The organism is Streptosporangium sp. NPDC000563, from assembly GCF_040299985.1.
GTDB lineage: Bacteria > Actinomycetota > Actinomycetes > Streptosporangiales > Streptosporangiaceae > Streptosporangium.
In genome coordinates this window covers 307,292-322,772 of record NZ_JBEPDA010000001.1, presented here as the reverse complement: position 1 = coordinate 322,772, position 15,481 = coordinate 307,292, and the positions used below count along the sequence as shown (strand labels likewise).

The 15,481-nt window shown below is 67.8% G+C and carries 11 protein-coding genes, 1 tRNA gene and 1 pseudogene; 7 read left to right on the top strand and 6 right to left on the bottom strand.

All coding sequences use genetic code 11. The features are described from left to right. Nucleotides 1-48: 48 nt before the first annotated feature. Nucleotides 49-222: an FxLD family lanthipeptide gene (locus ABT352_RS01495; RefSeq protein ID WP_350941631.1), complete on the bottom strand. Its 174-nt coding sequence runs from the start codon at nucleotides 220-222 to the stop codon at nucleotides 49-51. A 992-nt stretch (nucleotides 223-1,214) separates the two neighbouring features. After that, entirely contained in the window at nucleotides 1,215-1,658 is a 444-nt protein-coding gene (locus ABT352_RS01490) for a serine integrase family protein (protein ID WP_350941630.1), read from the bottom strand. A gap of 157 nt (nucleotides 1,659-1,815) precedes the next feature. On the opposite strand from ABT352_RS01490, the gene ABT352_RS01485 reads away from it, so the two are divergent. Together ABT352_RS01485 and ABT352_RS01480 are read left to right on the top strand one after the other, a co-directional pair. Beyond that, nucleotides 1,816-3,600 carry an ElyC/SanA/YdcF family protein gene (locus tag ABT352_RS01485; RefSeq protein WP_350941629.1) on the top strand — a complete coding sequence of 595 codons (1,785 nt, stop codon included), beginning with the start codon at nucleotides 1,816-1,818 and terminating at the stop codon, nucleotides 3,598-3,600. After that, nucleotides 3,542-4,342 carry a WbqC family protein gene (locus tag ABT352_RS01480; protein ID WP_350941628.1) on the top strand — a complete coding sequence of 267 codons (801 nt, stop codon included), beginning with the start codon at nucleotides 3,542-3,544 and terminating at the stop codon, nucleotides 4,340-4,342. The genes ABT352_RS01485 and ABT352_RS01480 overlap by 59 nt, the downstream gene beginning before the upstream one ends. 235 nt (nucleotides 4,343-4,577) lie before the next feature. Here the strand turns inward: ABT352_RS01480 and ABT352_RS01475 are convergent, their stop codons facing one another. Beyond that, complete coding sequence (locus tag ABT352_RS01475) at nucleotides 4,578-4,757, bottom strand: hypothetical protein (RefSeq protein WP_350941627.1); 180 nt, start codon at nucleotides 4,755-4,757, stop codon at nucleotides 4,578-4,580. Between the two features lie 621 nt (nucleotides 4,758-5,378). Here ABT352_RS01475 and ABT352_RS01470 point away from each other — a divergent pair. Then, complete coding sequence (locus ABT352_RS01470) at nucleotides 5,379-6,257, top strand: hypothetical protein (RefSeq protein WP_350941625.1); 879 nt, start codon at nucleotides 5,379-5,381, stop codon at nucleotides 6,255-6,257. A 114-nt stretch (nucleotides 6,258-6,371) separates the two neighbouring features. On the opposite strand, the pseudogene ABT352_RS40740 reads toward ABT352_RS01470, so the two are convergent. Both ABT352_RS40740 and ABT352_RS01460 read right to left on the bottom strand, forming a co-directional pair. Then, nucleotides 6,372-6,550, bottom strand: a pseudogene (locus ABT352_RS40740) (IS701 family transposase); the annotation flags it as partial. A gap of 825 nt (nucleotides 6,551-7,375) precedes the next feature. Further along, a tRNA-Leu gene (locus ABT352_RS01460) sits at nucleotides 7,376-7,461 on the bottom strand. A gap of 168 nt (nucleotides 7,462-7,629) precedes the next feature. On the opposite strand from ABT352_RS01460, the gene ABT352_RS01455 reads away from it, so the two are divergent. The 3 genes from ABT352_RS01455 to ABT352_RS01445 all read left to right on the top strand — a co-directional run bounded on the left by ABT352_RS01455 (nucleotide 7,630) and on the right by ABT352_RS01445 (nucleotide 12,193). Further along, nucleotides 7,630-8,937 carry a M20/M25/M40 family metallo-hydrolase gene (locus ABT352_RS01455; protein ID WP_350941623.1) on the top strand — a complete coding sequence of 436 codons (1,308 nt, stop codon included), beginning with the start codon at nucleotides 7,630-7,632 and terminating at the stop codon, nucleotides 8,935-8,937. Nucleotides 8,938-9,187: 250 nt separating this feature from the next. Then, nucleotides 9,188-9,676, top strand: a complete 489-nt coding sequence (locus tag ABT352_RS01450) for a hypothetical protein (protein ID WP_350941622.1) — start codon at nucleotides 9,188-9,190, stop codon at nucleotides 9,674-9,676. A 246-nt stretch (nucleotides 9,677-9,922) separates the two neighbouring features. Further along, a complete protein-coding gene (locus ABT352_RS01445) occupies nucleotides 9,923-12,193 on the top strand; it encodes a chaplin family protein (protein WP_350941621.1) in 2,271 nt (756 codons plus the stop codon). A 218-nt stretch (nucleotides 12,194-12,411) separates the two neighbouring features. Here ABT352_RS01445 and ABT352_RS40735 read toward each other — a convergent pair whose 3' ends face one another. After that, nucleotides 12,412-12,828, bottom strand: a complete 417-nt coding sequence (locus tag ABT352_RS40735) for a DUF5703 family protein (protein ID WP_502992744.1) — start codon at nucleotides 12,826-12,828, stop codon at nucleotides 12,412-12,414. Between ABT352_RS40735 and topA the strand changes: the two genes are divergently transcribed. Then, nucleotides 12,755-15,409, top strand: coding sequence for a type I DNA topoisomerase (gene topA / locus ABT352_RS01435; protein ID WP_350941620.1), 2,655 nt, complete (start codon nucleotides 12,755-12,757; stop codon nucleotides 15,407-15,409). The genes ABT352_RS40735 and topA overlap by 74 nt on opposite strands. The last annotated feature ends 72 nt before the right edge of the window (nucleotides 15,410-15,481 follow it).

Here is a 15,481-nt window from a genome sequence, read left to right as displayed (position 1 = left end):
TCTGGGGAAAAGGGGGGCGCGGGCCCGTATGAACTCGCGCCCCGCGGACTACGAGGTCGTGCAGGCGCTCGGGCAGGAGGTTCCGCAGTTGTCGCCGGTGCTGCACATCAGCACCGTGTCGGCCGCCGGGGTGTTCTCGATGAATTCGATGTTGAGGGCGAACGGGTCGAACGTCTCTCCCGTGTCGACCGTGACCGTCTCCTCCGGGGTCAGAGTGCTCATGTCTCTACTCCTTGTCCTGTTTCGGGTTCCTGACGTGGGGTGCCCACGTCAGCCGGGCAGGGGCATAGTCAGCCCGCTTCCGCCTGGTTCACGTACGGGTCGGCCTCGTACCATTCGCCGCGGCTGGTGTGGTCAAGGTGGTGCTTGCGCACCAGGCGGCGTACATCTGGATGACGTCGCGGTAGGCCCGGCCTCGGCTGGTTTGCTCGTGCCCGCGCCCGTCGGCGTCGTAGGCGGCGCGGGGCAGCATGGGTGCTGGGTAGGGGCACGGGCCCGCGCCGGAGTACGTGGACGGCCGCACGTTGTGAGCCTGCTGGGCTGTCCACGCCAAGACGAGGAGAAACAACACGGCCACCCGGCGGCGACCGCCAGGAACGCGTCACTAAACGCGAACACGATGCGCTCCCTCCTGGTGTGGTCTGGGGCCCCGAGGTCTTCCGGGCCGGCGGGGTGCTGCCGGGTCCGGTGATCGTCTCGGGGCCGCCTCTGGCAGATCCTCACGGCCACCCGGGACGGGTGTGGTGGGTGGCCGGTTCGCGGTCATGGCGCGCGGGGAGGCCCGCCAGAGATCAAGTTCAGCTTCCTGCATGCGCTGCCACAGCTCGGCGGCGCTGTGCCCCATGACGGTGCGACACAGCCGCGGGTCGGAGCACTCCCACGCCTGCAGGACCTGCCAGTACGGGCGCCACAGGACAACCCAGCGCGGCGCCCGCGCCTGTATCAGTTGGGCGACCTCGACGGCGCCGGGGTCATACCGGGGCTGCATCGAGCACTTCACGAAGGTGTACGGGGAGGCGACAGCCCGCGCGACAGCCGCTGCGTTCTCCTGGACGACCTCGGTTACTCCAGGAATCGCCCCCTTCAGCCTGCCGGCGGCTGCACGGTCGGCCTCGAAGCCGTCCTTGTCGGAGCCTGCGAGCGCGGCGTACGTGCGCTCTACCGCTGGCACGTTCGGGTTGAATTCGCTGCTAGGCGGTGGTGCCACGAAGGTGTCAATCATCATGGGGTCCTTGGCGAGTTGGTTCGAGCTGGCCATGGGGAACGGCGCGGGCCAGAGTCACGACTGGTCGGCCGGCGGAAGAGCCAGTGGTACGGAGGGCTCCCCGCACGACCAGCAGCCGCGCCCCAATCGCGTTCAGCTGTTCCCGCCGCCGAGTCGCGATGGACTTCTCGCCCAGGTGGTGCGTAGTGGGCAGAACCACCCCGTAGGCGCCGGACATGAGAAGGACGTCCAGCAGGCCGGCGAAGGCCGGGTCGTCCGACGATGCGGCCCCTCGATCGGTGAAGATGCCGCAGAGCTGCAGTTCGTGCTGCTCGCAGTATTGGGCGAGGGCTACCGTCAGGGCGGCGTGCCGCTCGGGCGTCGAACGATGCAGCCGCAGGTACCCGTAGACGATCGGGCCGTCCACATCGTGTTGTTCGGTGAGTGTCCACAAGGTAGCCGTCCTTACCGTGGTCGGGGCTGATGGCCCGCTCTTCGAGCATGGCCAGCCCCGACCCCGCTGGATACGACCCGCTGTCGCACTTGCGTTGCACTTCCGTAAGCCCTCGGTACCGCTACGTGCTTCCATGGCCGTGGAAGGGAGCAGCGACGTGACGACCGTGCATGAGTGGACCGGCCTCGAAGCGCGTGCACTTCGCCGAGCCCTGCGGATGAGCGTGCGGGTGTTCGCGCAGCACCTCGGCGTGGCTCCCCGCACCGTGGCGAAGTGGGACCAGCTCGGTACCACTACTCGGCCACGTCCGGACACCCAAGCCATCCTGGACACCGCGCTCGCCCGCGCGAATTCGGCCACTCACCTGCGGTTCGAGACGCTGCTCTTGGAACTCGGCCAGGACGTGGACCAAGGGCTGAGAGTCACCCAGATGGGACCACGGGCCTGGGACTACGAGAGCTGGACGGACGACCTTGACCGGGCTGTGGTCGCTCTCAGCCGCCAGAGCTTCAGCTACGCCACCGACCTGCTGAACCGATGGCTCACCCGCTACGACCCGCACGCCTTGGACGACAAGGGCCTTTACCTGTTCGCACGATCGACGACGCTGTTCGGCGACCTCCAACGCGACCAAGGAGCAGTCGCCGGCCCATTGTCCGCTCGCCGCTCCTACCTCAACGCCCGATCAATCTACGGACAGCTCGACATCCCCCGTCGTATCGCGCAGCTTGACCTTTCGTTGGCGGTGGTCGCCGAGATGGGGGGCCGGTTGGACGAGGCCGCCAAGGAATATGAGGCGCTGGCGGTGGACGACCGGCTCTCGCCACGCGACAGGGCGCGAGCCCGGCTGTGGGTGGGGACCGCCCTGAGCAAGAACGACAAGAACGACTACGCCGCCCGCCTGATGACGACCGCCATCCGCGAGTTCGAGAACCTCGGTGAACCCGAGGACTGGTCCGTCGCGCACCAGAAACTCGCTCTGGCCCACCGTGGCGCAGGAAACCTCTCGGAGGCGCTACGCCTCATCGACCTCGCTCGCGTTACCGCAGTCACCGATGCGCCCATGCAGCGGGTCCGGCTGGAGACGGCTTACGGGCACGTCCTGCTTTCGGATCGGGCCACCGTGGATGATGGGGTGGTGATCCTCGACCGTGCCGCGCGCGAGGCCGCGCAGCACGGGCTCGCGCACCAACTGCGCAGCATCGAGGGCATCCAGCGGACCATCCAGGGGGAGATCCGCCTTCCTCTGCCACGGCGACCAGGGAGCAATCGAGTGAGCGTCAAGCAGCAGGTCATCACCGACGAGCAGTGGCAGCACGCCTACACCATCTGGGACTACCACCAGATGCACCACGACCTGAGCCGGTGTGACGTGGCTATCGGCCTGGGTAGCCACGATTTGGGGGTGGCACGCGCGGCGGTCGACTTGCACCGCGCTGGTTGGTTCCCGCTGCTTGTCTTCTCCGGTGCCACCAGCCCCACCACCGCGGCGCGCTTCCCCCGAGGCGAGGCCGTCCACTACCGCGAGCACGCGCTCGACCTCGGCATGTCCGACGAGGCGATTCTGCTGGAGCCGAACGCTACCAACACCGGCCAGAACATCGCACTGTCCCGCCAGGTGCTAGCCGATGCGGGTATTCAGCCCGGTTCGGTGCTCCTGATCTCCAAGCCGTACATGGAGCGCCGGGCCTACGCCACGGCACGAAAGGTATGGCCCGAGGTCGAGGTGGTGTGCGCCTCCGAGCCGCTTGAGCTGGATGACTACGTCAGCTCGATCGGTGATCCGAAGTTGGTCATCGACATGCTCGTCGGCGACCTCCAGCGCGTGATCGAGTACCCCAAGCTTGGCTACGCCATCAAGCAGCCCGTCCCAGGAGAGGTCCATGACGCCTACCAGGCTCTTCTCCGCGCCGGATTCGACAGCAGGCTCCTTACGCCCTGACCTGCCGTACGGCGAGGTGTGCGCCATCCACCAGCCCAACCTCTTCCCCCGGCTGGTGACGCTGGCCAAGCTGTTCACCGCCGACTACTGGATCGTCCTGGACGACGTGCAGTTCGCACGCAGGGACTACCAGCACCGCGCGCGCCTCGCCTCGCTCGACGGCTCGCGGCAGCCGCAGTGGCTCTCCATTTCCACCCATCTGCCGCACGGCCGCTCCACCTCCATCCGCGGAGCGCGTCTGGCCGATCCTTCCCGCTGCCGTCGCCGTGTCGCTCAGCTCCTCGCCGACCACTACCGGCACAGTGCCTACTGGCCGTCGTTCAAGAGGGGGCTCGAACTCGTACTCGCCGCGTTTGAGAGCACGGATCGACTGGCGGACGTGACGGAGCTGTCCACGCGCCTGTTACTGGAGGAGGTCGGGTGGCGGGGGCAGATCCTGCACAGCAGCGATCTGCTCGCACCCGGTGAACGTTCGCAGCGCCTGGCCGATCTGGCCTGGCTGACAGGCGCCACAACCTACCTGTGCGGGACCGGGGGCATGCGATACCTGGACCCGGCCGCTTTCCGGGTCCACTCGATCGAGGTCCTCCCGTTCCAGGCCTGCGGATCGGGCATTTGGGCATCCGCCCGGGAGGTGAGCGCGGTACACGCCCTGATGCTTGTCGGGTCGGGCGCTCTGGGGCGGGAACTAGAGGCCCTGCGCGGACGAGTTCTTGAGGACGATCTCCAATCTGGGGCCTAGCCCTGCCGGGCTTTGGAGATCGGTTCGCACTCCTCGCCATACCGACTCATGGCACTCTGGTTCCTCGGCAAGGATCCCGACAGCCCCGACGGTGACCCAGTGCTGCGATGCGGCTCACCGGGTAGGGCTCGCACGACCGGTGGTGATGAAGCGCCAGCCGTATCCGGCCATACGGTTGGCGCTCCGACATGTAAAGGCCCCTCCTTTACACCTTTCGTTCTCTGCCGGTCCTGCTCTAACCGAACAAGATCGGGGAGAAGCCGCCCAAGGCAGCGGTCCCGACGGTCAGCCCTACCAACAGGGAAGCCGATGGCGACTTGCCTGAACGCAGCGCGAGCAGGGCGGCGCCCCCTCCCACAGCAACAGAGAGGGCGATAGCGATGATCGCCTTGATCACCACGCCGTACAGGATCATCAAACCTCCGGATTGAAAAAGCTTCCGGACCATTGATTGACCGGAAGCTCCCTTTTGCTTGCTTACCTGTCTATCGCCTTCTCAATGTGGACATATCTATACAGACCATCGCGGGAGGGGTCAGATCGATGCGAAACGAAGTGGAACGAACAAAGGTTCTGTTAAGCCATCTGTTTCGAAGCCTCGTTGCGCTACACCGGATCGTTCTGAGTCGTTCCAGCTGCTCAGGGTGATTCGGAACGATTTAGAATGATCACATTGAGATGTTGATCATTGGTCTTGTTCGTTCCGAGAGGGTTCGAGATGATCGAATCGGACGCGTAGATGCTCTTGATGCTTTGGATATGCGGGACAATTCGGAGATCGCATCAATGATGATGAACGGCGGTGTCCATGGTCGTGAATGGCCATCCCCCAAGCCGGGGGCGCGAACAGCTCGTCGCAGCGCTCAGGGAAGCACGGGATATAGCAGGAAACCCGTCGTACGGCGCACTGTCTCGCCACACGCCCAGACGTCATCCGCTGAGCAAAACTGCTGTCCACGACATACTGAACGGGATTCGGGTGACTCCCCTTCGGTGGGAGACAGTCTCCAGCCTCGTGCATGCCTGCCGTGAGGTCTTGGAACAGACCGGTATCGATCCTGATGAAGCACTGGGAACGATGGCGGACTGGCACCAGCGGTATTGCAGCTACCTTCACAACGGCGCCCCTCGGCAGGCCGACGAAGAAGCTGTTGTCGACCGTGCTGCCGGCAAGACGCTCTCTTCCGCCTCCGAGCCCAACGCCTCTGCTGGAAGCATCGATCAATCTGTGGGCAACACCACAGGTAGCACCGCCTCCACTGGGACCGGCCTTGGCTCCTCAAAATCGGATTCACCCGAGCGGAAGCGAATGCTGACGTGGTTCGGACCGCGGGGTGTCGACCTCCTCGGCTGGGCTGACAAACAGCAAGCCCTGGCAGCCTTCGAACTGGGTGTCCTCCTGTTGAACGCCGGTTCTCTGGCCGAAGGCGGAGAATTCCTGCGCCAAGCGGCCCAGCGAGACCCTCGCCTGGCCTTGAAGGTGAGTCTCCGGCAGGGAGCGTATCTCTACGGCAAGATCCCGAAGGATATCTGTCGCAGGGTTGCCGTTGGCTACTCGTGGTGTGGACTTGATGAGATGTCACGTCAGTGGCAACGCTATGCCCAGAGCCTGGATGGTATCCCGGTGATCGGAGTTCTCTCCCCACTTGGGCGGCACGCTGTCATGGACGATGTCTTGGAGCTGAACCCGACCCGTCACGCCCCATTGGAGCCGAACCAAGTTCAACAGATCGACATCGCATACTGCGAGGTCTACACCTCACTGCCAGAGCCGGTTCTCACCAAGCATGAAGTCGATCTTCTCAAGAGCATACTTGCGCAGGAACAGCAGGCCCCTTCTGTCGTCGAGCGCGAGCATCTAACGATTCCGCCACCTGTGGAGATCGCGGAGTTCTCCGCAGATTTCGTCTCTTGACAGAGACTCCGCGTTCCGATCACCCGGCGCCTAGACTCCAGTGACACTTCGGGATCATGGTTGGGATCTGCGCTGGTAGTGGCAGCGGCGAGCGGTGGCTTGATGACGTCGGTGTCATTGTGACCGGTGCAGAACCTGCGGTGCGGTGCGGGGTACGAGTTCAGGACGAGGACGGTCAGCAACTGGCGGATCTCGGGCATGGTCAGCGCGATGTACTCCTCGTCGCAGGGGTGCTGGGTGGCGGCGATCGCGGACAAGAAGGCCAGGGCGAGCATGGCCAGAGTGATGTGCCGCGGCACCGGTTACACCGAGAGCGACCGGGGTCACGGCCGCAGCGAACGCCGCACCGTCCGTACCGCCCTCGCCGACGGCGTCGACTTCCCCGGCGCGGTTCAGGTCATGCGGATCGTGCGGCACGTCGCCGATCTGCGCGGCTCGGGCAGCAGTAAAAGGTGGCCTATGTCATCACGAACCTGCCCGTCGACCTGGCCGGACCCGCCCATCTAAGCACCTACGTCCGCTGGCACCGGAGTGGAGGCCCTGCACCACATCCGCGACGTCACCTTCCGTGAGGATTCCTGTCAGATCTGTACCGGCAGTCTGCCCCAGGTGATGGCGACCTGTAGAAACTTCGCGATCGGCGCGTTCCGCCACGTCGGGCACGTCAATATGACCCACGCCCGGCGACACTACCGAAACGACGCTCGTCGCCTGCGCGCCCTGTTCGACCTATGAACTCAAATCACCGTGAGCGGGCACATCTTCAACATGCCGGGATCGTGCAGCCACCGGGCATCGACGCTACTAAGGAGATGGGCGAACGGTTGAAGCTCTCTCGGTTGTCGTCGCCGGCTGGATCCGAGAGGAACAGGCCAAGAAGATCCGAGCCGAAGCACAGCTGCGCCGTGAACCGAACCGCAGGCGGCAGCTCACCCGAGACGACCTCGCGAAGGTGATGAACACCATGGGTGACGCAGTACGAATTCTGGGAAAGGCTGAGCCGGTCAGGAAGGCCCGGCTGTACGCCGGGCTCGGCGTTCGGCTGACCTATCATCCCGGCAAAAGAAGAATCCTGGTCAGCTCTACGTCTGACCAGGACCTCATGGGCGAATCGAACGTGTCCGAGGGGGGACTTGAACCCCCATGCCCCGCAAAGGGCACTAGCACCTCAAGCTAGCGCGTCTGCCTATTCCGCCACCCGGACGTGGTGCCTGCACGTGGGACCGTCATCCCGCGTCGGCGGACTTAGGTTAGCAAACTCTTGAGCCGCCGTCATATCGGTAAGAGGGCGGCTGCGGGCGGGGTGCCGGGAAGGGGTGCCCGGCGGCAGGATGGGAGGTGGAAGCCGTACCGAAACCCCAAGGAGTCCACCATGACGGCGATCAACGCTGAGGACGAGGTCGTCGGGCTGTGCCGCGACCTGATCAGGATCGACTCGACCAACGCGGGCGACAATTCGGGGCCCGGTGAGCGTGCCGCCGCCGAGTACGTGGCCGAGAAGCTGGCGGAGGTCGGGCTGGAGCCGAAGATCCTGGAGTCGGACAGCCGCAGGGCGAACGTGGTCGCCCGCATCGCCGGGGAGGACTCCTCCCGGGACGCCCTGCTGCTCCACGGCCACCTGGACGTCGTCCCCTTCAACGCCGACGACTGGACCCAGCACCCGCTCAGCGGCGAGGTCGCCGACGGCTGCGTCTGGGGACGCGGGGCGGTCGACATGAAGAACATGGACGCGATGATCCTCGCCGTCGTGCGGCAGCGGCTCGCCGAGGGGCGCAGGCCGCCGAGGGACGTGGTGCTGGCCTTCACCGCCGACGAGGAGGCGGGGGGCAACTACGGCGCCCAGTGGCTCGCCGACGAGCACAAGGGCCTGTTCGACGGGTGCTCGGAGGCGATCGGCGAGGTGGGCGGGTTCAGCGTCTCCGTCGACGAGGCGCGCAGGCTCTATCTGATCGAGGCCGCGGAGAAGGGCATCGCCTGGATGCGCCTGACCGCCACCGGCAGGGCCGGGCACGGCTCGATGCTCAACGCCGAGAACGCGGTCACCGAGCTGGCCGAGGCGGTGGGCCGCATCGGCCGGTACGAGTGGCCGGTCCGGATGACGCGGACGGTGCGGACGTTCCTTGAGGAGACCTCCCGGGTCCTGGAGCTGGAACTCGACCTGGACGACGCGGAGAAGACCGTCGCCAAGCTTGGGCCGCTCGCCCGGATGATCGGCGCCACGCTGCGCAACACCGCCAATCCCACGATGCTGGAGGCGGGGTACAAGGCCAACGTGATCCCGCAGACCGCGACCGCGCACGTGGACGGCCGCTTCCTGCCGGGATACGAGGACGAGTTCTTCGAGACGCTCGACGAACTGCTCGGCCCCAACGTGACCAGGGAGTTCGTCTACCACGACATCGCCATCGAGACCGGCTTCGACGGGCCGCTGGTGCGCGCGATGGCCGACGCGCTCCTCGCCGAGGACCCGGGCGCGCTGGCCGTGCCCTACACGCTGTCGGGAGGAACGGACCTCAAGGCGTTCAGCAGGCTGGGCATCCGGGGATTCGGCTTCGCGCCGCTGCGGCTCCCCGCCGACCTGGACTTCTCCGGGATGTTCCATGGCATCGATGAAAGGGTTCCGGTGGATTCGCTCCGCTTCGGGGTCCGGGTCCTTGACCGTTTCCTGGACGGCTGCTGAGCCTTTACCGGGAAAACCGTTGTGTTGACTCGATGTGGTGCTACCGTAACTCTCCGTTGAGGGATGGTCCGCGTCCAAGCGGGCCCGTCCAGGAGTTTGGGGAGGTCACGTGGCACGTGTGCCGCACGAGCAGTGGAGGGCGTCATCGCCCGCTGCTCGACGCGCGCCCGTGACTCCTCCCGTCGACGACACGATCCCCGGCCGGGCTGACCGGATGGCGCGGTTCGCGGCCGGCACTCGGTGGGGTTTCATGCGAGCCCTCGCCATCGGCGGTCTCCTGGCCGTCGCATGGCTGCTCGCGGTCGTCTTCGGGCTCCTCGGTGCCGCTCCCGCGGTCGCGGACACCACCGCGACGGCAGGGGAGGCCCACTCCCAGACCTCTCACACAGCTCACACCGCCGCCTCCGGACCGGCCCTCGGGGCCGGTGTCTTCCCCACGGTCGGCGGCGGGCCTTCGGCGACGGAAAACGCCGAGGCCATGGCGGGGCGAGGTGTGGACGGGCTCACCAGCCAGTCCCAGCCGGAGTTCCCGGCGCCCGCCCCCGTCGAGCAGGGCTCTGGCGCGAATGGATTCGTGCCCCAGAGCGGTAGTGGATCCGGCACCCCAGGGCCGGGTCCGGGGGATGTCGCGTGGTTCGCCTACGACCCGCGGCCGACGACGCAGCGTGTTCCGCCCGCGTTCGTGCTTCCCCCCGTCGTCCGCACAGCGGCGGACGACCCTTCTTTCTCTCCTGACTGATCTCGTCTCGCGGACCGGCCCATCCCTTTTTTCTGGTGATCCGCCGGTCGCGGAGCCTGCCTTCATCCTCCGTCCCCAGGAGAACCGCTCCGTTCGGTGAGCGATCAGCAGGCCGAAGAAAAGGCAATTGCCATTCCTCGTGACGGCCCTCGGGGCCTCCGCTGTGCGGGTCTTTCCGGCCCTCCCATGGCCTCGCACGCCCTCACGAGGGTCAGGTCCCCCCCCGAAATGCTAGGAGCTTCAATCATGCGTACGTGGGTTACGGGTACGGCCCCCGCGGCACTGCTCGCACTGGGCGTCATGGCGATGGGCGGCGGTACGGCCTTCGCCGACACCGACGGTGACCATTCGATCGGCGGCGGCAACCAGGTCAACCTCCCGATCACCCTGCCGATCGACATCAGCGGCAACTCCGCCGCCGTGGCCGGGGAGTCGTCCGCCTCCTCGGAGGGCGGCGCCGCCGTCGAGAGCGACGGCGGCGGTGCGGGCGCCGGTGGCAACACCACATCCGGCCGGGGTTCGGTGCTGGGCGGCAACCAGGTCGTCGCCCCCATCACCGCACCCGTCAACGCCTGTGGCAACGCGGTGTCGGTCTTCGGCCGCTCCGAGGCGGGCTGCCGTGGCGGCTCCTCGGTACGGAACGAGGGCGGGAGCGGCGGCGGGGCCGGTGGCAACCGTACGAACGGCGACCACAGCATCGGCGGCGGCAACCAGGTGGTCGCGCCGATCACCGCGCCGATCAACGCCTGCGGCAACTCCTTCGCGATCTTCGGCGGGGCGACCGCCGGTTGCCGGGGCGGTGCCTCGGTGAGCGGCCAGGGCGGTGCCGGTGGAGCCGGCGGCAACCGCACGTCCGGCCGGGGTTCGGTGCTGGGCGGCAACCAGGTCGTCGCCCCCATCACCGCGCCGATCAACATCTGCGGAAACTCGGTCGCCGTCGTCGGCGAGGCCTTCTCCGGCTGCGAGGGCGGCGCCGAGGTCGGCGGCGGCACGCCCGACGGGCCGGGTGGCCCGAGGCACCCTGGCGGTCCTGGCCACCCTGGCGGTCCTGGCCACCCGGGTGGTCCCGGTCGCCCCGGTGGGCCTGGGCACCCGGGCGGTCCGGGTCACCCCGGCGGTCCGGGGTGGCCGGGTAAGCCTGACGGTCACGGCGGACCCGGCCACGGTGACCACGGGAAGGGGCCGCGTCCCGGTGGCGGCTGGGACCACGGCCCGCGTCCGGGCGGCCACGGCGACGACTGGGAGCGCGGTCCCCGTCCCGGCGGTCCCGGGGGCTACGGCCGGCCGGGGAACGACACCGACGGGCGCTTCGGCGCCGGTAGCGGCAACCAGGTGGTCGCGCCCATCACCGCCCCCGCCGAGGTCTGCGGCAACAGCGTCGGCAACGGCCCGGTGGGCTGCCCGGGAGGGGCGTCGGCCGGGACGGGCCGGGGTGGCGGTGCGGGTGGCGCCGGTGGCAACGTCACGTCCGGCCGGGGTTCGGTGCTGGGCGGTAACCAGGTGGTGGCGCCGATCACCGCGCCGATCAACGTCTGCGGCAACGCGGTGGCCGTCCTGGGCGGAGCGTTCGCCGGTTGCCAGGGTGGCGCGTCCGTCGTGGGCGGCGGCGGTGGCGCCGGCGCGGGTGGCAACGTCACGTCCGGCCGGGGTTCGGTGCTGGGCGGTAACCAGGTGGTGGCGCCGATCACCGCGCCGATCAACGTCTGCGGCAACGCCGTCGGCGTGCTCGGCCAGGCCGCGGCCGGGTGCAGGGGCGGCGCCTCGGTCTCGGGCGGTGCGGGCGCGGGTACGGGCGCGGGCGGCAACGTCACGTCCGGCCGGGGTTCGGTGCTGGGCGGCAACCAGGTGGTGGCGCCGATCACCGCGCCGATCAACATCTGCGGCAACGCCGTGGCGGTCCTGGGCGACGCCGCCGCCGGCTGCCTCGGAGGCTCCCGCGCCGGTGGCCCGTCCGGGCGTCCGGGCGGCGGCCAGTGGGGTGGCCCCGGCGGTGGTCACTGGGGCGGCCCCGGTGGCCACGGCGGCCCTGGTGGGCACGGTGGGCACGGCGGTTACGGCAAGGGCCACGGTGACTGGGACTCCAAGCCCGGCAAGCACAGGACGAGCGGTCTGCTGCCCGCGTTCCCGGCCGTCCCGGCTCTCGGCGGCGCCGCGGGACAGACGTCCGCCTCCGGCATGTCGTCGACGACCGCGGACCGGTCGCGCTTCCCTGCCGCCGAGAGGCTGCCCGAGTTCCCCGCCGCCCCCGCCGTTCCCGCGGCGCCCGCGAGCGAGGTGGGCGACCGGGCCACGAAGGCCGGAAAGGGCTCGCTGTCGGCTCCCGTCGCCGACCTGACCTCCTCGACCCCGGCCGGAGCCCTGCCGGTCGGTGACCTGGGCCTGATGAGCGCGGCCCAGCCCGTCGGCGTGACCGGGATGAACGTCGGTTCTCTGGTCACCCTCCTGGTCGGTGCGCTGGCCGCGGCTGCCGCGACGGTCTTCGGCACCACCCGCCGGATCCGTTTCGGCAAGAAGTAGGGGAACGGGAAGCAAGGCGAGAAGTAAGACATTAGTAACCCATTGGACATGCTTTCCCAGAGCCGCTGAGGAAGGCACCTAAACGCCTCGAAGGCGGCGAGACAGGACGACCGCGCCCTCGTGGCGCGGCGTCCGCTCGGCCTGCGAGGCACCGAAGCTTTGCCCGTTCCGGGGGCGCGGCCCGGAGCGGGCAAAGCCATGTCCGGAGTCACCCGGAGTCACATCGTCCTGGTCACACGTATTATCTTTCGGCGCAGTCGAACGTCTCGGCGGCCGTCGGGATACAGTCGCAGGCGGTCGAGCTCCCAGTCGCCGTATTCTGCATGTTCGGTCAGTATCCGCCGGGCTGCGTCCCGGGATGTGCCACGCGGAAGGTGGAGGACCAAGTAGGAGTAGTCGAGCACAGCGATTAGTCTCCGAGGGTGAGCTGGGGGACGTCGACACTCATAGGGCTTTATTCTGCGTCCTTGCGGCTTCCCTTGGGAGTGTTCCCGGTCGAGACCGGGTAACCCGAGGGGAAGAAAACGGGGAACGAATGCGAACAGCGAGGTAGGAAGCAGCGTGCCAGCCAAGAACGGCAACGCCGGTGGAACCCGCCTGGTGATCGTCGAGTCGCCTTCCAAGGCGAAGACCATCGCCGGGTACCTCGGCCGCGGCTACGTCGTGGAGTCCAGCATCGGACATATTCGCGATCTCCCCGAGAAGGCCGACGACATCCCCGAGAAGTACAAGGGGGAGTCCTGGGCACGCCTCGGTGTCAACGTGGATCACGAGTTCGAGCCGCTCTATGTCGTCAACCACGACAAGAAGGCGCAGGTGAGCAAGCTCAAGCAGCTGCTCAAGGACGCCGACGAGCTCTATCTCGCCACCGACGAGGACCGCGAGGGCGAGGCGATCGCCTGGCACCTTCGTGAGGTGCTCAATCCCAAGGTGCCGGTCCACCGCATGGTGTTCCACGAGATCACTCCCCGGGCGATCCAGGAGGCGGTGGCCAACCCCCGCGCCCTGAACCTGAGGCTGGTCGACGCCCAGGAGACCCGGCGCATCCTCGACCGCCTCTACGGCTACGAGGTCAGCCCGGTCCTGTGGAAGAAGGTCAAGCCCCGCCTGTCCGCCGGGCGGGTGCAGTCCGTGGCGACCAGGCTCGTCGTGGAGCGCGAGCGCGAGCGTCTCGCGTTCACCAGCGCGAGTTACTGGGACCTGCAGGCGCTGCTCGACACCGGCCGCGACGAGATCCCGCACGAGTTCACCGCCATGCTGACCGGCGTGGACGGCAAGCGCGTCGCCCAGGGCCGTGACTTCGCGAGCAACGGCACCCTCAAGAACGCCGACGTGCTCCACCTGGACGAGCAGGCGGCCCGTGCCCTGGCCGGGCGCCTCGCCGGGGTCTCGTACAAGGTCAAGTCCGTCGAGCGCAAGCCGTACACCCGCAAGCCGTACGCCCCGTTCAGGACGACCACGCTGCAGCAGGAGGCGAGCCGCAAGCTGGGCTTCTCCGCGAAGTCGACCATGCAGGTCGCCCAGCGCCTGTACGAGAACGGCTTCATCACCTACATGCGAACCGACAGCATCACGCTGTCGGAGACCGCCGTCGCGGCGGCCCGCAGCCAGGCGATCAAGCTGTACGGCGCGGCGTACGTGCCCGACAAGCCGCGCGTGTACGCGAGCAAGGTCAAGAACGCGCAGGAGGCGCACGAGGCGATCCGTCCCTCGGGCGAGGAGTTCCGCACGCCGGGCGAGACCGGGCTGAGCGGTGACATGTTCCGCCTGTACGAGCTGATCTGGCAGCGGACCGTGGCCTCCCAGATGAAGGACGCGGTCGGCGAGTCGGTTACCGTCAAGGTGAACGGCACGTCGAGCTCGGGCGAGCTGGTCGAGTTCACCGCCTCCGGCCGGACGATCACCTTCCACGGCTTCCTGAAGGCCTACGTCGAGGGCGCCGACGACCCGTCCACCGACCGGGACGACTCCGAGAAGCGCCTGCCGAACCTCACCGAGAACGACCCGCTCACCGCGTCCGCGCTCAACGTGCTGGCGCACGCGACCAAGCCGCCCGCGCGATACACCGAGGCGTCGCTGATCAAGGAGCTGGAGGACCGGGAGATCGGCCGCCCGTCGACGTACGCGTCGATCATCGGGACGATCCTGGACCGCGGCTACGTCTTCAAGAAGGGCACGGCCCTGGTGCCGTCCTTCCTGGCGTTCGCGGTGGTGAACCTGCTGGAGCGGCACTTCGGAAACCTCGTCGACTACGACTTCACCGCCGACATGGAGAAGGTCCTCGACGACATCGCGAACGACCGGGCGGAGCGGGTGCCCGAGCTGCGCCGGTTCTACTTCGGTGCGGAGGGCGACGAGGGCCTGAAGGAGCTGGTCACCGACCTCGGCGAGATCGACGCCAAGGAGATCAGCTCGTTCCCCATCAGGGGCACCGACATCATGATCCGGGTGGGTCGCTACGGCCCGTACCTTGACCGCGACGGCGCCCGGGTGAACGTGCCGGAGGACCTCGCGCCCGACGAGCTCACCGCCGAGATGGCCGAGGAGCTGTTCTCCCGTCCGACGGGTGACAGGGAGCTGGGCAAGGACCCGGTGACCGGGCACGTGATCGTGGCCAAGGACGGACGTTACGGTCCGTACGTCACCGAGATCCTTCCCGAGGAGCCGCCGCCGGCCGACGGTGCCAAGAAGAAGACCAAGAAGGCCGACGCCGTCAAGCCGCGCACCGGCTCGCTGCTCAAGTCGATGTCCCTGGACACCGTCACCCTGGAAGACGCCCTGAAGCTCCTCTCGCTGCCCCGCGTGCTCGGGGTGATCGACGACCAGGAGGTCACCGCCCAGAACGGCAGATTCGGGCCGTACGTCAAGAAGGGCACCGACTCGCGCTCGCTGGCGTCCGAGGAGGAGATGTTCACGATCACTCTTGAGCGGGCCAAGGAGTTGTTCGCCCAGCCCAAGGCGAGGGGAAGGCAGGCCGCGGCGGCGCCCCCGCTGCGCGAGCTGGGCGAGGATCCGGTCTCCAAGAAGCCGATCGTGGTGAAGGAGGGGCGGTTCGGACCGTACGTCACCGACGGCGAGACCAACGCCTCCCTGCGCAAGGGTGACGAGGTCGAGCAGATCACGACCGAGCGCGCCGCCGAGCTCCTCGCCGACCGCCGCGCCCGCGGCCCGGCGCCCAAGCGTCCCCGCACCACCCGTGCCAAGGCGAAGGCCTGACGTCCCGTTTCCAGGGTTTCGGGAGCTTCCAGGCACCTGGAGCTTCGGGTCGTTGGAGCCCTCAGGCACCTG

Coding starts and splice junctions, on each gene's coding strand:
- ABT352_RS01495 (WP_350941631.1), bottom strand. CDS start 222: ATGAGCACTCTGACCCCGGAGGAGACGGTCACGGTCGACACGGGAGAG.
- ABT352_RS01480 (WP_350941628.1), top strand. CDS start 3,542: ATGACGCCTACCAGGCTCTTCTCCGCGCCGGATTCGACAGCAGGCTCC.
- ABT352_RS01475 (WP_350941627.1), bottom strand. CDS start 4,757: ATGATCCTGTACGGCGTGGTGATCAAGGCGATCATCGCTATCGCCCTC.
- ABT352_RS01455 (WP_350941623.1), top strand. CDS start 7,630: ATGACGGCGATCAACGCTGAGGACGAGGTCGTCGGGCTGTGCCGCGAC.
- ABT352_RS01450 (WP_350941622.1), top strand. CDS start 9,188: ATGCGAGCCCTCGCCATCGGCGGTCTCCTGGCCGTCGCATGGCTGCTC.
- ABT352_RS01445 (WP_350941621.1), top strand. CDS start 9,923: ATGCGTACGTGGGTTACGGGTACGGCCCCCGCGGCACTGCTCGCACTG.
- ABT352_RS40735 (WP_502992744.1), bottom strand. CDS start 12,828: ATGGTCTTCGCCTTGGAAGGCGACTCGACGATCACCAGGCGGGTTCCA.